An 18,049-nucleotide genomic window follows, 5' to 3' on the forward strand; every position below is an offset into this window, starting at 1 on the left:
GTGACCCCGCGCCTCTCAGGCACGCGCCGTCCGGCCTGGTGCTCCGAGGCAGGCCAGCACCTCGTCCGTGGTCGCGACCGTGGCGACCAGGGCGAGGGTGTTGCGGATGATCGCGGGGGTGTAGTCGGAGGGCACCCCCGCGATGGCGTCCGCGGGCACGACGGCGGCGTAGCCGCGGTTGACGGCGTCGAACACCGCGTTGGGGATCGCCACGTTGGCCGAGACGCCGGTGACGATCAGGGTGCGGCAGCCCAGGTTGCGCAGCAGCGCGTCGACCTCGGTGCCCGTCAGCGGCGACAGACCGTGCAGCCGGCGTACGACGAAGTCCTCTTCCGTCACCTCGATGGGCGGCGCGACGCGTACCGCCGAGGTGCCGGACAACTGCTGGACCGGGAGCCGTTCGGCCGCGCGGAAGAGCCGGGCGTTACGGCTCGCGCCCCGGCCGTCCGGGCGGCGCTCGGCGACCGCGTGGATCACCTGCACCCCGCCCTCGTGCGCGGCGGCGACCAGCCGGGCCACATTGGCGAGGGCGCCCGAGGAGCGTGCCTCCTCGGCGAGCTCGGGCAGCGCCCCGTCCGGGCCCACGACGCCCTGCTGGCACTCGACGGTGAGCAGCACCGTGGTCCGGGGTTCGAGGAGTTCGCCGAGGTGGTCGTGTTGCTGGGGCACGGTTCGCCTCCGGGGGCGCCGGTGACGACGGCATGGCTGCCTTGTCGTCGACGGTCGGGAGCGGCGAGCGTAACGACCATTGCGGACGGACGGAAGACACATCATGCTCTTCTGACGTGACGTCAGAGGATCTCCCCGACACGACGTGGGAGAAGAGGAGGGGGACCGTATGACCGACACTCAGCGCCGGGGCCGGAAGATCATGATGACGCCCGGTGAGCTGGACGAATTCCTCACCACCCAGCGCACCTGCCGGGTGGCGACGGTGTCGGCCGACGGCGCCCCGCACGTGAGCGCCCTGTGGTTCGCCTGGGACGGAACCTCGCTGTGGTTGTACTCCGTCGTGCGCAGCAAGCGCTGGGCCGATCTGCGCCGTGACCCGCGGGTCGCCGTCGTCATCGACACGGGCGAGGAGTACGACCACCTGCGCGGCGCCGAGCTGTCCGGCACGGTGGAGTTCGTGGGCGAGATCCCGCGCACCGGGGAGCTGTGCGCCGAACTCGACGTCCCGGAGATGCTGTTCGCCCGCAAGAACTTCGGCCTGGAGGAGATGCCGCACGACGGCAGCCACGCCTGGCTGCGGCTGACGCCGAAGAAGATCGTCTCCTGGGACTTCCGCAAGCTGGGCTCGCTGTAGACCGGCCGACGGCGCGCATCTTCGCCGGTCAACCGTCCGAGACCGCCCGTCCCGCCGCCCGCAGCGCCTCCACCGCCGCCCGGATCGACGGGCGGCGGTCGGCGTCGGCCCGCCACACCACGTAGACGTGGCGCCGCACCCGCTGCCGCACCGGCACCATGACCACCCCGGCCGGCACCGGATCGCGCCCGAGCCGGGGCGCGACGCACACACCGAGCCCGGCGGCGACCAGCCCCAGCTGGGTGTGCGTCTCGCCGGCCCAGTGGCCGATGCACGGCTCGACGCCCTTGGAACGCAGGGTGAACACGAGCCACTCGTGGCAGAACTCGCCCTCGCCCCAGGTGATCCACTCGTCGTCGGCGAACTCCCCGAGGTCGACCTCCGTACGGTCCGCGAGCCGGTGTCCGGCCGGCAGCGCCACATCGGCGGGATCGTCGAGGATCGCCGCCTTCACCAGACCCTCGGGCAGCGGCATCGGCTTGTTGTACCAGTCGAGGACGATCGCGAGATCGAGGTCACCGCGCACCACGCCGGCGACCCCGGCCTCGGGTTCCAGCTCGCACGAGCGCAGCCGCAGCGCGGGGTGAGCGGCGCGCAGGGCGGCCAGCACGGTCGGGAACAGCCCGCGCGCCGCGGTGGGGAAGGCCGACAGGCGCAGCTCACCGGCCACCTGTCCGCTCTGTGCCTCCAGGTCGGCCTGGGCGAGTTCGACCTGCGACAGGATGCGTGCCGCGTGATCGGCGAGCAGCCGGCCGGCGTCCGTGAGCCGTACCCCCCGCCCGTTCCTGGCCAGCAGTTGCTGCCCCACTTCCCGCTCCAGCTTGGCCATCTGCTGGGAGACGGCCGAGGTCGTGACGTGCAGGCCCTCGGCCGCGCCACTGACCGAGCCGTGTCGGGCCAGGGCATCGAGCGTGCGCAGGCGCTCCAGGTTCAACATGTAAGCAATGCTACGAGGTACCGGGAGCGAAATCTCGATTGTCCTACGAGATCGACTGAGCCAGAGTTACGGCCATGAGCACCGTCGCCGGCCAACGAACCGTCACCGCCACTCCCCCCACCCTCCGCCGCAGGGTCGCCCTCGACTGGCGGATCCGTTTCGGCATCCTCTCCCTGATCTGGGGCTTCAGCTTCCTGTTCATCAAGGTCGGCACCGGGGCGTTCGCCCCGTTCCAGGTCACACTCGGCCGCCTGGCGTTCGGTACGGCGGTGCTCGCGGCAGCCCTCGCCGTCAAGCGCGAGCGCCTGCCGCGCGGCGCCCGAACCTGGGGCCATCTCGCGGTCGCGGCGTTCCTCCTCAACGCGCTGCCGTTCTCGCTCTTCGCCTACTCGGAACTGACGATCCCGTCCACCCTCGCGGGAATCTGCAACGCGACCTCACCCCTGTGGGGGATGGTCCTGTCCCTGGTCGCTCTCTCGGAGGACCGGCCGACCCGGCGCCGGGTCGCGGGCCTCGGGATCGGCTTCCTGGGCGTGCTGACGGTGCTCGGCGTCTGGCAGGGCTTCCACGGTCTGGATCTGACGGGCACGGCGATGGCCCTGCTGGCCTCGCTCGCCTACCCGGTGGGCTGGATCTACGTCCGCCGCACCCTGGCGGGATCCAGCCACTCCCATCTGTCACTGACCGGCGCGCAGCTGCTGCTGGCCACCGTCCAACTGGCTCTGGTCACCCCGCTGTTCACCACCCTCCCCAGCCGCTTCCCGCTCGTGCCGCTGCTCGCGGTGGCGGCCCTGGGTGCCCTGGGCACGGGACTCGCCGTGCTGATCCAGTACGGCCTGGTCGCCGAGGTCGGGCCGACGACGGCGCAGATGGTGACGTACTTCATCCCGGTCATCGCCACCGCGGCGGGCGTCGCGATCCTCGGTGAGTCGCTGACCTGGTCGACCCCGGTCGGCGCGGTGATCGTGCTGGCGGGCGCGGCGCTGACACAGTCCAGGCCGAAGGCCCGCCCCGAGAAGTAGGGCGCTTGTGACGGATCTCCGAGTCGTCGCGACGTCCGGCACGCGCCCCCGGCCTTCGGCCGGGAGGTGCCCCCGCTCGCCGCACCGGACGCCGCTCCTTGTCCCACGGAGATACGTCAGAAGGGCTAGCCGTAGCTCCGGGCGGGGGCCGGGCCGAGGGCGGCGGCGACCGCGTCCGCCAGCGGCCCGGTCTCGTCCGTGGCCAGCGTGGAGACGGTGATCCTGATGCCGGGCTGGGCGCTCATCCGGAAGCGTGCGCCGGGCGCGACGGCCCAGCCCGCGTGCAGCAGCCGCGCGACCACGCCGGTCTCGTCGGGCACGGGAACCCATACGTTCATCCCGCTGCGCCCATGGGCCGCGACACCGCGTTTCGCGAGCGCGCCGATCAGCGCCTCACGCCGCTCCCCGTACGCCGCCGCCACCGCTCGCGCGTCCACCGTGCCGTCGGCCCACAGCCGCACCACGGCCCGCTGCAGGATCCGGCTCACCCAGCCGGGCCCCAGCCGCTGCCGCCCCCGCACCCGGTCGACGGTGAGGGTGTCACCGGTGAGCACGGCCAGGCGCAGATCGGGCCCGTAGGCCTTGGCGACGGAGCGGACGAAGGCCCAGTGCCGGGTGACCCCGGCGAGGGGATGGAGGGGCACGTCGACGATCCCGTGACCGTGGTCGTCCTCGATCAGCAGGATCTCCGGATGCGCCCGCAGCACGGCCCGCAGGGCACGCGCGCGTGCGGCGCTCACCGCGGCACCGGTCGGATTCTGCGCCCGGTCCGTGATGATCAGGGCCCGCGCCCCCGCTTCCAGCGCACCGCGTACGTCGCCGGGCAGCGGCCCTTCGTCGTCGACTCCGACCGGCACCGTGCGCAGCCCGAGCGCCGGAACGAGATCGAGAGTCCTGCCCCACCCGGGGTCCTCGACGGCGACCGCGTCCCCGGGCTTGAGGTGGGCCGTGAGAACGCGCTCCACGGCGTCGAGTGATCCCGAGACGACGGCGAGCGGCCCGTCCGGGACCCCGTCGGCGTCCAGTGCGGCCCGCGCGATCCGCGCCAACTCCGGTTCCACCGCGACGTCACCGTACAGAACCGGCTCACGGTCGCTCTGTACGGCGGCCGCCGTGAACGCCTGTGCCAGCGGCGGCAACAGCGCCGGATCCGGATTGCCGCTCGACACGTCGCGCACGCCTACGGGTACGTCCACGCGAATGTGGTCGCGCCCCGTCGTGGCCGGCGCGGACCGCACCCGGCTGCCGCGGCGCCCGGCGGTCTCGATGACCCCGCGCTCGCGCAGGGTGCGGTACGCGGCCGCGACGGTATTGGGATTGACCCCCAGCTCGACCGCCAACTCCCGCATGGGCGGCAGCAATTGCCCCGGCTCCAGGTCACCGGCACCCACCGCGCGCTCGACGCTCGCCGCAATCTCCACTGCGCGCCGCCCCTCGATCCTATATCCTCCTAGCACAAATCAAACTATGCACTAGTGCAATGGAGAAACGCAATGCAGGGGACCCAGCAGCCGCCGTCGCCGGCCGCCGCCTACACGCCGACCGACCGCACCGTCCCCACGCGCTCCGCGGAACGGGCGTCGTACGACAAGGACCTGGTGCACGCGATACTCGACGAGGGGTACGTCTGCCACCTCGGCTTCGTCCGCGACGGCGCGCCGGTCGTACTGCCCACGCTGTACGGGCGGGTCGGCGAGCGGCTCTATGTCCACGGCTCGACCGGCTCGCGCCCGCTGCGGATGACGGGTCAGGCCGACCCGGGGCTCGCGGTCTGTCTCACGGTGACGCACGTCGACGGTCTGGTCCTGGCCCGCTCGGCCTTCCACCACTCGATCAACTACCGTTCCGTGGTGGTGCACGGCATCGCCCACCAGGTCACCGATCCCGAGGAGAAGCTCGCCGCCCTCGACGCGCTCGTCGACCATGTCGTGGCGGGCCGCTCCCGGGACTCCCGCCCCGCCGACAAGAAGGAACTGGCCGCCACCGCCGTGATCCGCCTCGACCTGGACGAGGTCTCCGCCAAGGTGCGCACCGGCGGGGTGAAGGACGAGCCCGAGGACCTCGCCCTCCCCCACTGGGCCGGGGTGGTCCCGGTCCGCAGGGAGTACGGCACACCGCTCGCCGACGCCGATCTCGCGCCCGGCATCGAGCTGCCGGACTACCTGACGGCCCTGGGACGCTGACCCACTCTGGGACGCACCCGACGGCGACACCGAGTGGCGACACCGGCCCGCCGCCCACGACTTCGGGGAGCTCGCCGTGGCGCACGTCGGGTGCGCCCTCACGTGGGGACGGCCTGCCGGGCTCGCGCCGCACGTCCAGCCGCTTCACTTCGCCCACGACGCGTTGCGCCGCCTGCTCCACCGCCAGATGGGCCACTTCCAGCCGTCAGCCGGGCCCCGCCGCTGTCCGGCCACCGGTTCGCGCACGCGCGTCCTCACACCAGGAGGGGTTCCCCCGCGACGCGACGCCTCAGACGCACGACCGTGCGACGCGGGTGAGGCACATGGCGCGTGCGGGGCATGAGGCGTGAGTGGGGGTTCCGGGCGTGAGGCGTCAGTGGGGGTTCGGGGGGTGCGGGGTCCGACACCGGACCCCGCACCTGTGCGTCCGGCTGCCGGCCGGGCCCCGCCGCTGTCCGGCCACCGGTTCGCGCACGCGCGTCGTCACACCAGGAGGGGTTCTTCCCGTGACGCGCGTGCCACGCGGGCCTCCGCCAGCGCGAGCCCGGCGACCGCGCCCAGCATCAGCGCGGTGCCGACGAGGGTGGCCGCCGTGAGCCGCTCGCCGAGCAGGGCGACGGCGAGCACCGCGGCGCTGACCGGCTCCAGCAGCATGATCACGGACACGGTGGCGGACCGTACGACGGCCGCGCCCGCGAAATAGAGGGCGTAGGCCAGGGCCGTCGGGACCGCCGCGATGTAGGCCAGCAGCCAGAGCAGGGCGCCCGGTGCGGCGGTGTGCGGCACCAACCCCTCGGACAGGGCGAACGGCAGCAGGCACAGACTGGTGACCGCGAACGACGACACGGTCGTACCGGACATGTCGGCCCCGCCGTCGCGGCCCCACCACCGGGTGAGCAGCGTCATGACGGAGTACCCCACCGCGGACACCACCGCGAACAGCACACCCCACGGGCGCACGGTCGCACCTCCGCTGCCGAGCACCAGCACCCCGAGTCCGGCGAGGGCCCCGACGACGGCGGTCACCCCACCACGGCCCAGCCGCTCCCCCATGGTGAGGCGGGCACCGAGCGCGATGAACACGGGTCCGGCCCCGAGGGTGACGACGGTCGCCACGGCGAGTCCGGTGGCGGAGACGGCCGCGAAGTAGGCCGTCTGGAAGACGGCGAGCCCGAGGCCGGTGGCCCCGGCCCGCAGCGCCTTGCGGCCGAGGGGTTCGGGTGCGGCCGTCGGGACGCGCGGGCGCAGCAGGCGGACGGCGAGGAGCAGGACGAGCCCCGCCGCACAGCGCCAGAAGGAGAGGACGACGGGCCCCATGTCACTGGTCCGGTAGACCAGGGAGGCGGCCGCGCCCGCGGTGCCCCAGGCGGCACCGGCGACGATCAGATAGAGAAGGCCTCGCCCTACGGGCAGGCCGGAGGAAGCATGCAACACGAGTGGGTCTCCGCAGATACACAGAAGTTCGGAAAGGGACCCCGGAGCATCGGGGTCCGTGGACTTCTACTGCGGGCAGCACCGTCCCGCCCGGCAGCGTGCCGGGCTTGGTGGCCGGGGCCCGCCTCAGGCGGCGGGGGGCGGCAGAACGAGTGCGTCCAACTGCATGATCAGCACCTTAGGCCGCCGTCCCGCGGACCGACAACTCCCTTTCGGCGCCGCCGCTCGCCACCGGCTCCGCGGCCCCCTGGGCGGGCGCCGAGGACTGGGCGATGAACGCGCCCACCAGGACGACCGCGCCGCCGACGATCTGGGGCGCCGAGAGGTGCTCGCCCAGCAGCACCCAGGCCAGTACGGTCGCGATCACCGCTTCGAGGCAGGCCACGACACCCGCCACCTGGGGCGAGAGGTGACGGACCGACACCACGCCGGTGACGTAGGCGAGGACCGTGGCGATCAGGACGATCCAGGCCAGCAGCGCGACGGCGGGGACGGGGGTGCCGTTCATGCGGACGGTACTCGCGAGCACGGTCCAGTCCATGCCCCAGGGGCGGGCGACCACGGTCAGCACGGCGGCGCCGACGAGCAGTCCGTACGCGATGACGCCCAACGGGTCCGGGGCCCGGTCACCCGCTTCGCTGCCCTGGTCGGACAGGACGAAGTAGCCGACCTGGCAGCAGGCGGCGCCGAGCGCGAGCAGCAGGCCGAGGGCGTCGAAGCCCAGCCCCGACCACACCTCCACGACACAGGCGAGTCCGCCGACCGCGAGGACCACACCGACCGCCGCGGCGCGCGTCACGGGCCGCCGCTGCACGAAGCGCACCCAGCCGAGCACGAGCGCGGGCGCCAGGTACTCGATGAGCAGGGCGACGCCCACGGGGATGCGGGAGAGCGCGGCGAAGTAGCAGGCCTGGACACCGGCCACGGCGAGCAGGCCGAAACCGGCGAGCAGCGCGGGGCGGCCGCGCAACAACGCACGGTGACGCACGGCGAGCGGCAGCATCATGAGCGCGGCGCCCGTGACGCGCAGCCACACCACGTGGAGCGGGTCGAGTCCCGCCTGGATCAGCGGCTTGGCCGCGACCCCCGATCCGCCGAAGGCGACCGCCGACGCGAGGGCGAGCCCCAGGCCGACGCGCCTGCCACGGTTGCCCTGACTGCCCTGAGACGTATGCACCGGCACATGATGGCAGGCGACGACATGAGCGTCACCCCCGATAGCACCTGTCTCACGGGATGGACCCGGGAGCGCTGGAACCGGCCCGCGGTTCAGCCGGTGGCCCCGGGCGCGTACCCCTCCATCGCGTTCTCCGCCTCGATGCGCGCCGGCAGCGCCCGTACGTCGACGCCCGCACGGCCGAGGACCTCCACGGCCCGCGACTCGGAGTCCCCGACGATCGCCGCGAGCAGGTCCAGGCCACGCGCACATGCGTCGCCGCGCCGCGCGGCCCGCCCGTACGCCCCCTCCAGCGCGCTCGCCGCCGTCGGCGACCAGCCCTCCGGTTCGCTCGGCGACGGCACCGCGCCGGAGTCCTCGACCGTGCTCTGCCAGCGCAGGCCGTAACCGATGGCGCGTTGAACGAGGTAGCCGAGCAGCCGGGCGATCTGGGGAGCTTCGAAGACCGCACGCACCTCGGGGTCGGACTCCAGCAGCGTGTGCAGCAGATGGGCCGTGTCGACCTGCCGGTCCCCGTCCCGCAGCGCCCTCCTGCGGGCGCCCGCGACCACCGCCGCCAGTTCGGCGGTGAGCCCGGTGTCGAGGTCCGGGCGGGACGCGCCGCGCTCGGCGGCCGGTCGCTGGGAATGACGGGGTGGCACGTCTCCCACCTCATCAGTCCCTCCGGCCCGGGTCATCCTCGGCGGGCAGCATCTTCGCGTCCGACACAGGTTGGGCATCGCTGACCGGGTTCTCCTCCTCAGGGATGAGATGGAGCCGTTCTTCCCGGAGAACCGCGCGCCGCCTTGCCCTACGCCTCACGGGCAACGACCGGAGCAGCCCGGAACCGAACCACCTCTCCTCGCCCCTGACGGTCCATCAGTATTGAATGTTCCGGGCCCTGCGGCTACGTTCCGCGACACCGTAGCTGCGCCCGGCGCAGCAGCCGAGGCGAATGGGTGGTCGCATGGCCGAAGTCAGCGCGGAAGCACGCATCGAGGCGCCCGCCGAGAAGGTGTGGGCCCGGCTCACCGACTGGTCGGCGTACGGCGAGTGGAACGCGACCCACACCAGCTTCCCGAAGGGCGGCCCCGAGACCCTGGAAGTGGGCGGTACCTTCGAGGAGAACATGAAGCTCATGGGCTTCCCCGCCGAAGTGATGTGGACCATCGACGAGTTGCGGCCCGGACGTGTCCTGGCCATCCGCGGGAAGGGCCCGATGGCGGTGAACGTGGCCACCCGTTACACGCTGACCCCCAACGGCGAGGCGACCACGGTCCGCATCGACGGCGAGTTCACCGGCGCGGCGGTCTCCCTGATGGCGGGCAAGCTGAAGGACTCGGCGACGGCCGCGCTCAACGAGTCACTGCGCAGGCTGGCGGCGTTGGTGTCCTGAGGGGCACCCCCGGACGACGAGGCGCCCCGCGGACCGATTCCGCGGGGCGCCGTCAGGCACCTGCCACCCGCCGTCAGGTCTCGTCGGCGAGGATCAGGTACAGCTTCTTGCGGGCTTCGTTGATGACCGCCAGGGCCTTGTCGCGCTGGTCCTTGCTGCCGGTCTTCCAGACCTGGCCGAACGCCTCCATCAGACCGAACCCGGCCTGCCGGATCTCGTGCAGCGCCTCCCAGTCGACGCCGCGCGAGGCCTCTTCCCAGGGCGCTTCGGGCCCCTCGTCGGCGGCGGCACGGCCCGCCTCGGTGAGCGCGAAGAGCTTCTTGCCGCCCTCGGTCTCGCTCGTGATCAGACTCTCGTCCTCCAGCAGCTGGAGGGTGGGGTAGACCGAGCCGGGGCTGGGCTTCCAGGCCCCGCCGCTGCGCTCGGCGATCTCCTGGATCATCTCGTAGCCGTGCATGGGCCGGTCCTTGAGGAGGGCCAGGATCGACGCGCGTACGTCACCGCGCCGCGCCCTTCCCCTGGGCCCGCCCCGGCCGCGCCCGCCCCAGGGGCCGCCAGGCCCGAAGAAGCCCGGTCCACCGAAGCCGGGACCGCCGGGACCACCCGGCCCAAAGGGCCCGAAGGCTCCGCGCCGACCGTCGAAGCCGCCCCGAGCGTGCTGGCCGGGGCCGCCGTGGTGTCCGTGTCGCTCGTATCCGAAGTCCTGTCCACGCGAACGCATCGCAATCACTCCATTCCATCGTTGATCTGTCGCGATGCGTCAACGATATATCGGAACTCCAGGCATGACAACCCCCTGCCGAGCGGGACTGTTCTGTCCTGCCTCATGGCCTCGTATCGGGTGGCCGACGCTGAGAGCGAGGGCGTCGGGGAGGTGGCCGTGAGCGAGCCGGTGAAGTCGGGGGCCGTCCGGGAGTATGCGTCAGAGGTGCGGGTGGGTTTCGCCGGCGCCGACGGGGTCGGACAACTGGGATCGCTGGCCCGATTTTGCGACGAGCCCTTCGAACGTGCCGCTCCAGTCCGGAAGTCCATCGCGCTCAAGGGGCAGAAGACCTTCACAGGTGACTACTGGGCGGCGACCTCGCACGACCTGGTGGGTTACGAATCGTGGGTCGAGCGGGACGCCGCGACGGCCCTGGACTTCGACCCTGCTGTGGTCGCCCTGGCGAGCCTGCCCTGCCGGCATTCAGACCGAGCCATCCTCGGCAACAAGCTGCACCACGCCCACCCACGCGAACTCGTTCTTCGTATGGACTGCGCGGACCCTCCACCGGCCTGGCGGAAGCTGCACGGGAGCCTGTTCCGGCTGGCCACCGCCGGGATACTCCACTCCGAGATCCGCGCCGGCTACGGCCGAGTCCATCAGCACCGCCGGGCCGTCAATGGCCCACGAGCCGGCGTCCTCCCATGGAGTGTCCGGGTCGGCCATGACCGGTTCCGCCCCGGCGAGCACTTCTTCCTCCGACGATTCCGCAGCCAGCCATCGCACGAAGAGCAACTCCTCCGACAGGAAGCACGTCGTTGCGGGTTCATCGGCCAGGACAAGCGCAGTGGCAGCCTCTGAGACGTCACCGGCTCCCAGCGGTCGAGGCCGCCCGCGCCAGTCGAACCATTTCCATAAACTATGAATATAAAAATGCTATGCTTCGAGCATGAGTCGTCAAGACACCGCTCCTGGCGCGTCCGCCGCCATCGGGGCAGCCCTCTACGGCCTGGCCACCAGGGCCGCGAGACGCCTGCCCCGGGACATGAGCCTGACGTCCGCCGCCACCCTGGCCACCCTGGACCGGACCGGCCCGCGGCGCATCACCGATCTGGCCGCGGTCGAGGGCGTCACCCAGCCCGCGATGACCGCCCTGGTCCGGGTGATGGAGGAGTCCGGCCTGGTCGAGCGGCGGGGCGACGCTTCCGACAAGCGGGTCACGCTGGTGTGCCTGACCGAGGCCGGCGCCTCCTATGTCCGGACGCGGCGCCAGGCGGGCGTCCACGCGTTCGAGCGGTTGATCGGCGAGCTCACCGGCGACGAGGTCGAGGCGCTGGTGGCGGCCCTTCCGGCGCTGAAGCACCTGGCAGAGCTCGAAAGCCAGGACCGCGAAGGGCCGAAGCAGTGACCGGGCAGCCGGTCGGCGGGGGCGCGGTGAAGGCGTTCCCGGTGGCGCGTTCCGAGGCGCGGCTGCTGGTCCCCGCCCTGATGTTCATCGCTCTTGTCGTGGCGGCGGTCGCCAGCCTCGGGACGCCGCTCATCACCAGCGTGGCGACCTCGTTCCACGTCTCGCTCGGCAGCGCGCAGTGGACGCTGACCGTCGCGCTGCTCAGCGGCGCCGTCGCCACGCCGGTCCTGGGCCGGCTCGGAGCCGGCCCGCACCGGCGGGCCACGATCCTCGCCACGCTGGCGGTCGTCGTCGCCGGCAGCACGCTCACCGTGCTGCCGCTGCCCTTCGCGTGGCTGCTGGCCGGCAGGGCGGCCCAGGGCGTCGGGCTCGGGCTGACGGCGCTGATGATGGGCGTGGCCCGGGACCACCTCCCCGAGGAGCGCAGCGCGGCCGTGATCGCCCTGATCTCGGTGGTCTCGATCATCGGGGCCGGCGTCGGCTACCCGCTGGCCGCACTGCTCGCCGAGCTCGGCGGGGTACGGGCCGCCTACGGCCTCGGCCTGGTCGTCACCGCCGCCGCCCTCCTGACCGCGTGGCGCTCCATGCCCGAAGCCCCCGAAGGCCGCTCCGCCCACGTGGACGTGGCAGGCGCGGTCGTCCTGACCGCTGCGCTGCTCCTGGTGCTGTTCCTCGCCGGCGAACGGAATCTGTGGAGCCGGCACCTCGCCGTGGCGGCGGGCCTCGCCGTCGTCGCGGTGGTGCTGCTCTGCGTCTGGGCCGTCATCGAGCTGCGCAGCACGACGCCCCTGGTCGATGTGCGGGCGGTGCGGCACCCGGCGGTCGCCGGGGCGAACCTCGCCATGTTCGTCGGTGGGATCGGCATGTACCTCCTGCTCACGCTCATCACCCGGTACGCGCAGACGCCGCACGGCGCCGGCTACGGCTTCGGGCTGACGACCTTCGTCGCCGGGCTGGTCCTCATCCCGTTCTCGGTGCTGGGGTTCGTCGCCGGCAAGCTCACGCCGCGGGTCCGGACGCGGATCGCCGACCCCCTGCTCCTGGCCGGCAGCGCCGTCGTGGTCGGCAGCGGGTTCGCCCTGTTCGCGGCGGCCCGGTCGGACCTGGCCGAACTGTTCGCGGCGATGGGCGTGCTCGGCTTCGGCGTCGGCGGCTTCTCGGCCGCGATGCCCGGCGTCATCCTGGCCGTCACCCCCAAGAGCGAGACGTCGAGCGCCATGAGCTTCAACTACGTCGTCCGCAGCGTCGGGTACTCCCTGGGCAGCGCCATCGGCGGCCTGATCCTCGCCGCGGGCACCGGCCCCGGCCACCTCTTCCCCGACGACAGCGCCTACACCACCGCGGCGCTGGTCGGCATCGGCGCCATGGCGATCACGACGCTGACAAGCCTCGCTCTCGCCCGCCGACGCTCGTCCGAGACCAACCCGTAAGTCAGATGCACTCATCCCAACACTGGAGGTTCCATGCCCAAGGGCTACTGGGTCAGCGCCTACCGCACCATTTCAGACCCTGAGAAGCTGGCTGCTTACAACAAGCTGGCCGGTCCGGCCGTCGAGGCCGCGGGTGGTCGGGTCCTCGTCCGCGGCGGTCGGGTGGTGGCGCATGACGCCGGAATCGCCGAGCGCACCGTCCTGATCGAGTTCGACAGCTTCGAGCAGGCCGTCGCGGCGCACGAGAGTGCGGCCTACCAGGAGGCGCTGGTCGCCCTCTCCGACGGCGTCGAGCGCGACTTCCGCATCGTCGAAGGCATCGACTGACCGAGGTCCAGTCGGATCTTCACTGAACCTCAATCATCACAGCCACTGTCCTCGCCCAGGACGGATCCACTCCGTGCACCCGCCCCATGCGCTAATGCAGGACTCGGGGACCACGATCAACGGACCGCCCATCGAGCTGACCCAGACCAGCTCAGCACGGTCACTGCGACCAGCTTCGTGGGAATCATTCCTGCGCGCAGTCTGCCGCTGGCCACTGACCCCGGATACTCAGGAGGAACCGAAATCCATGTCGGAACGTTTACAGCGCAACCAGCTGGTGATCAACGAGTTCCGGTCCGCCGGCGGACTCGTCGGCGGTGACTTCGAGGGGGTGCCCCTCCTGCTGCTGACCACCACCGGTGCCCGCAGCGGGCAACCACGAACGATGCCCATGACTTACCTACGGGATGGAGCCCGACTCGTGGTCTTCGCCGCCAACGGCGGCAGGGAGAGTCACCCCGGCTGGTACCACAATCTGCTGGCCAACTCGGCCGCCGGCGTCGAGGTGGGCACCGAGACGTACGACGTGACGGCGACCGAGGTCGAAGGCGCGGAGCGTGAGCGACTCTGGGCCCAGCAGCTGGAGTACACGCCCTACTTCGCCGGATTTCAGGAGCGGGCCGGACGTCGCATACCCGTTGTCGCGCTGACGCGTACAGCCGACTGACCCGGCCGTCCCACGGAGCCCCCGCCACGTGGTCGGGGGCTCCCTTCCACGTCACCTTCGCTGAGATCGGTCAACGTTCGCTGAGACCGGACAGGGACGACCGTCTCGTCTCACTCGAGCCCGGACAGCCCCTGGTGGCCGTGCCGGCCGAGGGTCTCCACGGGGGTCGCGCCGGGGCGGGTCCACTGCGGCACGGGGCGGCTGGTCGGGCCCCAGGTGGCGTTCCCGTCCGCGTCCGAGCGCCAGGACCAGCACGGGCCGCGCCCCTGGGGCCAGCCCTCGGGGTTGTCCTCCCACGCCTCGCCGCGGCCGTAGGGCGTCATGTCGAGCAGGCCGAGGGACCCGTTGACCCGCTCGTTGCCACGGCCCGTCGTGGAGTAGGTGAGGAACACGCGGTCGCCGTCGCGCAGGAAACAGGTGAGGTAACCCATGGGGCCCCCGACCGGCGCGTGCACGTCGCGCACCGAGTACCAGGGCTGGGTGTAGCCCATGAACTCGACGTAAGACGCCACCTCGTCCCACCGGCCCGTCGTCAGGATGGCGAACGAGACGCCGCGGGCGTTGAGGTAGACGGCGTCCTTCAGGTGCCAGGCCGTGGTGGTGCAGCCCTCGCACTGCCCCTGGTGCGGCGCGCCGTCGTACCACATGTGCTTGTAGACCACGAGCTCGTCGCGGCCCTGGAACAGGTCCAGGAACGGGACCGGGCCGTCAGGTCCGACGACCTCGACCGTCCCGTCGAGCTCCACCATCGGCAGTCGGCGGCGGGCCGCGGCGAGGGCGTCGCCCTCGTGGGTGTGGGCCTTCTCGCGGACCAGAAGCTCGTCACGGGCGGTCTGCCAGGTGGCCAGGTCGACGACGGGCGGGCGGCCGGGCAGCGCGGCGGTCGGGTCGCTCGGCGTGGTTGTCATGGTGTCCTCCGTGGTGTCTCGTGCCGGGCAGCCTCGTACGGCGTCCTACGACGGTCACCGGAACAGACTCGCGACCCGGCCGGAACTCATCGCGGCAAAGGGCACCCGCGGCGTGTCTCGATCCATCCCAGTCCACGCAGGTCAGTGCCATGCGGACGACCGACTTCGTTGAGACGCGCGGGTCCGGCCACCTGTGGCCCGCGAGGTCGACCACGCCGAGACCGCGTTCGCCCGCCGCCTGCCCGAGGGCGGCGCTGTTTCTTCCCGAACGTCGGCATCGACGGGTCCGCACGGAACTCCGCGGCAACCGCGCCCTACTCACGGGAGGCGCGGTCACCGTCATCGAGGGCGAACTGCTCGCGTGACAGCACGACAGGGGCGTAACAGCACGACAGGGGCGACGAACACCTCGTACGCCCCTGCCCCGATCCTTCACGCCGTCGGCAGCCAGCCCACCTTGCCCGCCAGCAGTGCGTACCCCACGAATGCCCCGATGTCGAGCAGCGAGTGGGCCACCACCAGGGGACCGACCCGCCCCCAGCGCCGGTACAGACAGACGAAGACCACGCCCATCACCATGTTGCCCAGGAACCCGCCGATGCCCTGGTAGAGGTGGTACGAACCGCGCAGCACCGAGCTGGCCACCAGGGCGGTGCCCGGGGTCCAGCCCAACTGGCCGAGCCGGCGCAGCAGATAGCCGACGACGATGACCTCTTCGAGGACCGCGTTCTGCACCGCCGAGAGCACCAGCACGGGGAACTTCCACCACACGTCGGGCAGCGCCTCCGGCACCACCGTGAGGTTGGCGCCCAGGCCCCGGGCGGCCAGGTAGAACGCGATGCCCGTCGAGCCGATCACGGCGGCGATCGCCGCCCCGCGCCCGAGGTCCGGCCAGGGCCGCGTCCGGTCGAAGCCGAGGGTGCGCAGCGACGCGCCCTCCCGCAGCAGGAAGTGCGCGACGAGCGCGACCGGCACCAGCGCCGACGCGATCCCGAAGAGCTGCCAGGCGAGATCGAGCCAGGGCCGGCCGGGGGCGGCCGAGGCGTTGAGGGTGGCCGCCTGCTCCTTGAGATTGCCCGGCTTGGTGACCGACCCCACAAAGCTGATCAGGGCGGAGACCCCGCTGGCACCGAGCGAGAGCCCCAGAACCAGCAGCGTCTCGTCCCGGAGAATCCGTCGCGTCGGCCGTTCCGCCGGATGGGAATCGGCCACCGACCCTGCCTCCACCTGCACTTCGCCTCCAGTTGAGCGATCCCGCCTCGTCCCCATCTTCGCCCCGCCAGGGTCACGCAGGTGACGAAGATCGTGCGCGGCAGGCCGTTCGGGGACGCGGCACAGGGCGTACCTCACCCTTCGCATGGCCATACGGCTGCTGCACGGCACCGGTCTCGACCGGGACCGTCGTCGATGCTGGGAGGACACCACCGTCCTGGCGGGTCACAGCTTGCCCGATGGCCGCGGAGCGCGCGCGGCCGACCCCCTGCGCGCGGCGACGGTCCTCGTCCTCACCGTCGCTCACCGTCGCTGCGGGCACGGAGGCCCTGGTTGCCGGGCGGCGACGGGCGTCCGGCCGCTCACCCCAGCAGCACCCGGCCGCTCACGCCAGCAGCACCCGGCCGCTCACCCCAGCAGCACCGGTTCCGGTAACCCGACCGGCCAGGTGTGCACGGGCTCTCCCACCTGCATGAGCTGGCTGTACCGGCGTGTCGTCTCGGCCAGCGCGGCGTCCCGGTCGAGCCCCCGCTCCAGGGCCCGGTGGAAGGTGGCGGCCTGCCAGCCGGCGCCGTTCACGCGCAGCCGGCACCGCTCCTCGATCACGCCGAGGTAGAAGTCCCGGTCGGCCGGCTCGACACCCCATGCGTCGAGCCCGGCCTCGGCCAGCGGCAGCAGTTCGTCGCGTACGAGGTCCACGGCGTCCACTTCGGCGATCCCCCCGTGCCGGCCGGACCGCGGCCACCGCAGGCGTGCCTCGATGCCATGGCGGCAGGCCGCGTCGAAGTTGGCGGCGGCGGCCTCGAACGGCAGCTTCGTCCACACCGGCCGCGCCTCATCCGCGAGAGCACGGACGACGCCGTAGTAGAAGGCCGTGTTGGCGAGCACGTCGGTGACGGTGGGACCGGCGGGCAGCACCCGGTTCTCGACCCGCAGATGGGGGACACCGTCGGCGATGCCGTAGACGGGCCGGTTCCAGCGGTAGACCGTGCCGTTGTGCAGGACGAGTTCGGCGAGCTTGGGGACGCCTCCCTCGTCGAGGACGCGCAGGGGATCCTCGTCGTCGCAGATCGGCAGCAGCGGGGGGAAGTAGCGCAGGTTCTCCTCGAACAGCTCGTAGGCCGACGTGATCCACCGCTCCCCGAACCAGGTGCGCGGCCGCACGCCCTGCGCCTGCAGTTCGGGCGGCCGGGTGTCGGTGGACTGCTGGAACAGCGGTGGCCGGGACTCGCGCCACAGCTCACGGCCGAACAGGAACGGCGAGTTGGCGCCGAGGGCGACCTGCGCCGCCGCGACCGCCTGCGCCGCGTTCCACACATCGGCGAAGCGGGCCGGGGTGACCTGGAGGTGCAGTTGGACCGAGGTGCAGGCGGCTTCGGGCGCGATCGATCGCGAGGTGCACACGAGCCGCTCCACACCGTCGATGTCCAGCGTGAAGTCCTCGCCGCGCGCGGCCACGATCTGGTCGTTGAGGAGGGTGTAGCGATCGACGGCGGAGAGGTTGGAGGAGACCAGGTCGTCCCGGCCGAGCGTGGGCAGAATGCCGATCATCACGATTCCGGCGTCGACCTCCTTCGCCTTACGGTCGGCATAGGCCAGCGAGGTGCGCAACTCCTCGGCAAGCCGGTCGAATACCCTGCCGCCCAACCGGTGTGGAGCTATGTTGACTTCCAGGTTGAACATGGCGAGTTCTGTTTGGAAGTCTCGGCTGGCAATCCTTTCGAGCACTTGCGCATTCATCATTCTCGGCAGACCGTCGGGTCCGACGAGATTCAATTCGATCTCCAGACCCATGAGGTTCTTGGGCCGATCGAACCGCTTCTCCTCCAGCAGGCGCGCCAGTCCCGTCAGACACTGCCTGAGCTTGCTGCGGTAGCGCTGACGAGCGGACAGGTCGAAGGACCCTGCCACGACCTTCTCTCCCATCGAAAGCATCCCTCCTAAGATGGGCAGGCCGACG

General features: G+C 71.8%; 19 protein-coding genes. 8 read left to right on the plus strand and 11 right to left on the minus strand.

What is annotated here, in order from left to right; translation table 11 throughout:
- Positions 1-15: 15 nt before the first annotated feature.
- Positions 16-669 carry a cysteine hydrolase gene (locus ASC56_RS12905; protein WP_055491453.1) on the minus strand — a complete coding sequence of 218 codons (654 nt, stop codon included), beginning with the start codon at positions 667-669 and terminating at the stop codon, positions 16-18.
- A 169-nt stretch (positions 670-838) separates the two neighbouring features.
- On the opposite strand from ASC56_RS12905, the gene ASC56_RS12910 reads away from it, so the two are divergent.
- Entirely contained in the window at positions 839-1,306 is a 468-nt protein-coding gene (locus tag ASC56_RS12910; protein WP_055491454.1) for a pyridoxamine 5'-phosphate oxidase family protein, read from the plus strand.
- A gap of 28 nt (positions 1,307-1,334) precedes the next feature.
- On the opposite strand, the gene ASC56_RS12915 is transcribed toward ASC56_RS12910, so the two are convergent.
- A complete protein-coding gene (locus ASC56_RS12915; protein WP_055491455.1) occupies positions 1,335-2,243 on the minus strand; it encodes a LysR family transcriptional regulator in 909 nt (302 codons plus the stop codon).
- A gap of 74 nt (positions 2,244-2,317) precedes the next feature.
- Here ASC56_RS12915 and ASC56_RS12920 point away from each other — a divergent pair, with 74 nt between their 5' ends.
- Complete coding sequence (locus ASC56_RS12920) at positions 2,318-3,265, plus strand: DMT family transporter (RefSeq protein ID WP_055491456.1); 948 nt, start codon at positions 2,318-2,320, stop codon at positions 3,263-3,265.
- 125 nt (positions 3,266-3,390) lie between these two features.
- Here the strand turns inward: ASC56_RS12920 and ASC56_RS12925 are convergent, their stop codons facing one another.
- Positions 3,391-4,722 (minus strand): aminotransferase class I/II-fold pyridoxal phosphate-dependent enzyme, encoded by a 1,332-nt coding sequence (locus tag ASC56_RS12925; RefSeq protein WP_055491457.1) that lies wholly within the window; start codon positions 4,720-4,722, stop codon positions 3,391-3,393.
- 36 nt (positions 4,723-4,758) lie between these two features.
- Between ASC56_RS12925 and ASC56_RS12930 the strand changes: the two genes are divergently transcribed.
- Positions 4,759-5,448, plus strand: coding sequence for a pyridoxamine 5'-phosphate oxidase family protein (locus ASC56_RS12930; RefSeq protein WP_055491458.1), 690 nt, complete (start codon positions 4,759-4,761; stop codon positions 5,446-5,448).
- Between the two features lie 483 nt (positions 5,449-5,931).
- On the opposite strand, the gene ASC56_RS12935 is transcribed toward ASC56_RS12930, so the two are convergent.
- The 3 genes from ASC56_RS12935 to ASC56_RS12945 form a co-directional block, all read right to left on the minus strand.
- On the minus strand, positions 5,932-6,882 hold the full coding sequence (locus tag ASC56_RS12935; RefSeq protein WP_055491459.1) for a DMT family transporter: 951 nt from the start codon (positions 6,880-6,882) through the stop codon (positions 5,932-5,934).
- 178 nt (positions 6,883-7,060) lie between these two features.
- Positions 7,061-8,065, minus strand: a complete 1,005-nt coding sequence (locus ASC56_RS12940; protein WP_055491460.1) for a DMT family transporter — start codon at positions 8,063-8,065, stop codon at positions 7,061-7,063.
- A gap of 86 nt (positions 8,066-8,151) precedes the next feature.
- Entirely contained in the window at positions 8,152-8,709 is a 558-nt protein-coding gene (locus ASC56_RS12945; RefSeq protein WP_079102464.1) for a Clp protease N-terminal domain-containing protein, read from the minus strand.
- Between the two features lie 296 nt (positions 8,710-9,005).
- Here ASC56_RS12945 and ASC56_RS12950 point away from each other — a divergent pair, with 296 nt between their 5' ends.
- Positions 9,006-9,434, plus strand: a complete 429-nt coding sequence (locus ASC56_RS12950) for an SRPBCC family protein (RefSeq protein WP_055491462.1) — start codon at positions 9,006-9,008, stop codon at positions 9,432-9,434.
- A gap of 73 nt (positions 9,435-9,507) precedes the next feature.
- Here the strand turns inward: ASC56_RS12950 and ASC56_RS37910 are convergent, their stop codons facing one another.
- Together ASC56_RS37910 and ASC56_RS37915 are read right to left on the minus strand one after the other, a co-directional pair.
- Positions 9,508-10,155, minus strand: a complete 648-nt coding sequence (locus tag ASC56_RS37910) for a PadR family transcriptional regulator (protein ID WP_079102465.1) — start codon at positions 10,153-10,155, stop codon at positions 9,508-9,510.
- A 465-nt stretch (positions 10,156-10,620) separates the two neighbouring features.
- The gene (locus ASC56_RS37915; RefSeq protein WP_079102481.1) at positions 10,621-11,064 is read right to left on the minus strand and encodes an Imm21 family immunity protein; all 444 of its coding nucleotides are present in this window, start codon (positions 11,062-11,064) and stop codon (positions 10,621-10,623) included.
- A 118-nt stretch (positions 11,065-11,182) separates the two neighbouring features.
- On the opposite strand from ASC56_RS37915, the gene ASC56_RS12965 reads away from it, so the two are divergent.
- From ASC56_RS12965 to ASC56_RS12980, 4 genes are all read left to right on the plus strand, one after another.
- The gene (locus tag ASC56_RS12965) at positions 11,183-11,545 is read left to right on the plus strand and encodes a MarR family winged helix-turn-helix transcriptional regulator (protein ID WP_014173936.1); all 363 of its coding nucleotides are present in this window, start codon (positions 11,183-11,185) and stop codon (positions 11,543-11,545) included.
- Positions 11,542-12,975, plus strand: a complete 1,434-nt coding sequence (locus tag ASC56_RS12970) for an MFS transporter (RefSeq protein ID WP_055491464.1) — start codon at positions 11,542-11,544, stop codon at positions 12,973-12,975. Before ASC56_RS12965 ends, ASC56_RS12970 begins: the two co-directional genes overlap by 4 nt.
- A 33-nt stretch (positions 12,976-13,008) precedes the next feature.
- Positions 13,009-13,302 carry a DUF1330 domain-containing protein gene (locus ASC56_RS12975; RefSeq protein ID WP_055491465.1) on the plus strand — a complete coding sequence of 98 codons (294 nt, stop codon included), beginning with the start codon at positions 13,009-13,011 and terminating at the stop codon, positions 13,300-13,302.
- Positions 13,303-13,549: 247 nt separating this feature from the next.
- On the plus strand, positions 13,550-13,969 hold the full coding sequence (locus ASC56_RS12980; protein ID WP_055491466.1) for a nitroreductase family deazaflavin-dependent oxidoreductase: 420 nt from the start codon (positions 13,550-13,552) through the stop codon (positions 13,967-13,969).
- Between the two features lie 110 nt (positions 13,970-14,079).
- Here ASC56_RS12980 and ASC56_RS12985 read toward each other — a convergent pair whose 3' ends face one another.
- The 3 genes from ASC56_RS12985 to ASC56_RS12995 form a co-directional block, all read right to left on the minus strand.
- Complete coding sequence (locus tag ASC56_RS12985) at positions 14,080-14,877, minus strand: DUF899 domain-containing protein (RefSeq protein WP_055491467.1); 798 nt, start codon at positions 14,875-14,877, stop codon at positions 14,080-14,082.
- 432 nt (positions 14,878-15,309) lie between these two features.
- Complete coding sequence (locus ASC56_RS12990) at positions 15,310-16,110, minus strand: CPBP family intramembrane glutamic endopeptidase (protein WP_055491468.1); 801 nt, start codon at positions 16,108-16,110, stop codon at positions 15,310-15,312.
- Positions 16,111-16,497: 387 nt separating this feature from the next.
- On the minus strand, positions 16,498-18,015 hold the full coding sequence (locus tag ASC56_RS12995) for a glutamate-cysteine ligase family protein (protein ID WP_055491469.1): 1,518 nt from the start codon (positions 18,013-18,015) through the stop codon (positions 16,498-16,500).
- Positions 18,016-18,049: the final 34 nt, after the last annotated feature.

This window comes from Streptomyces sp. TP-A0356 (assembly GCF_001417775.1).
GTDB lineage: Bacteria > Actinomycetota > Actinomycetes > Streptomycetales > Streptomycetaceae > Streptomyces.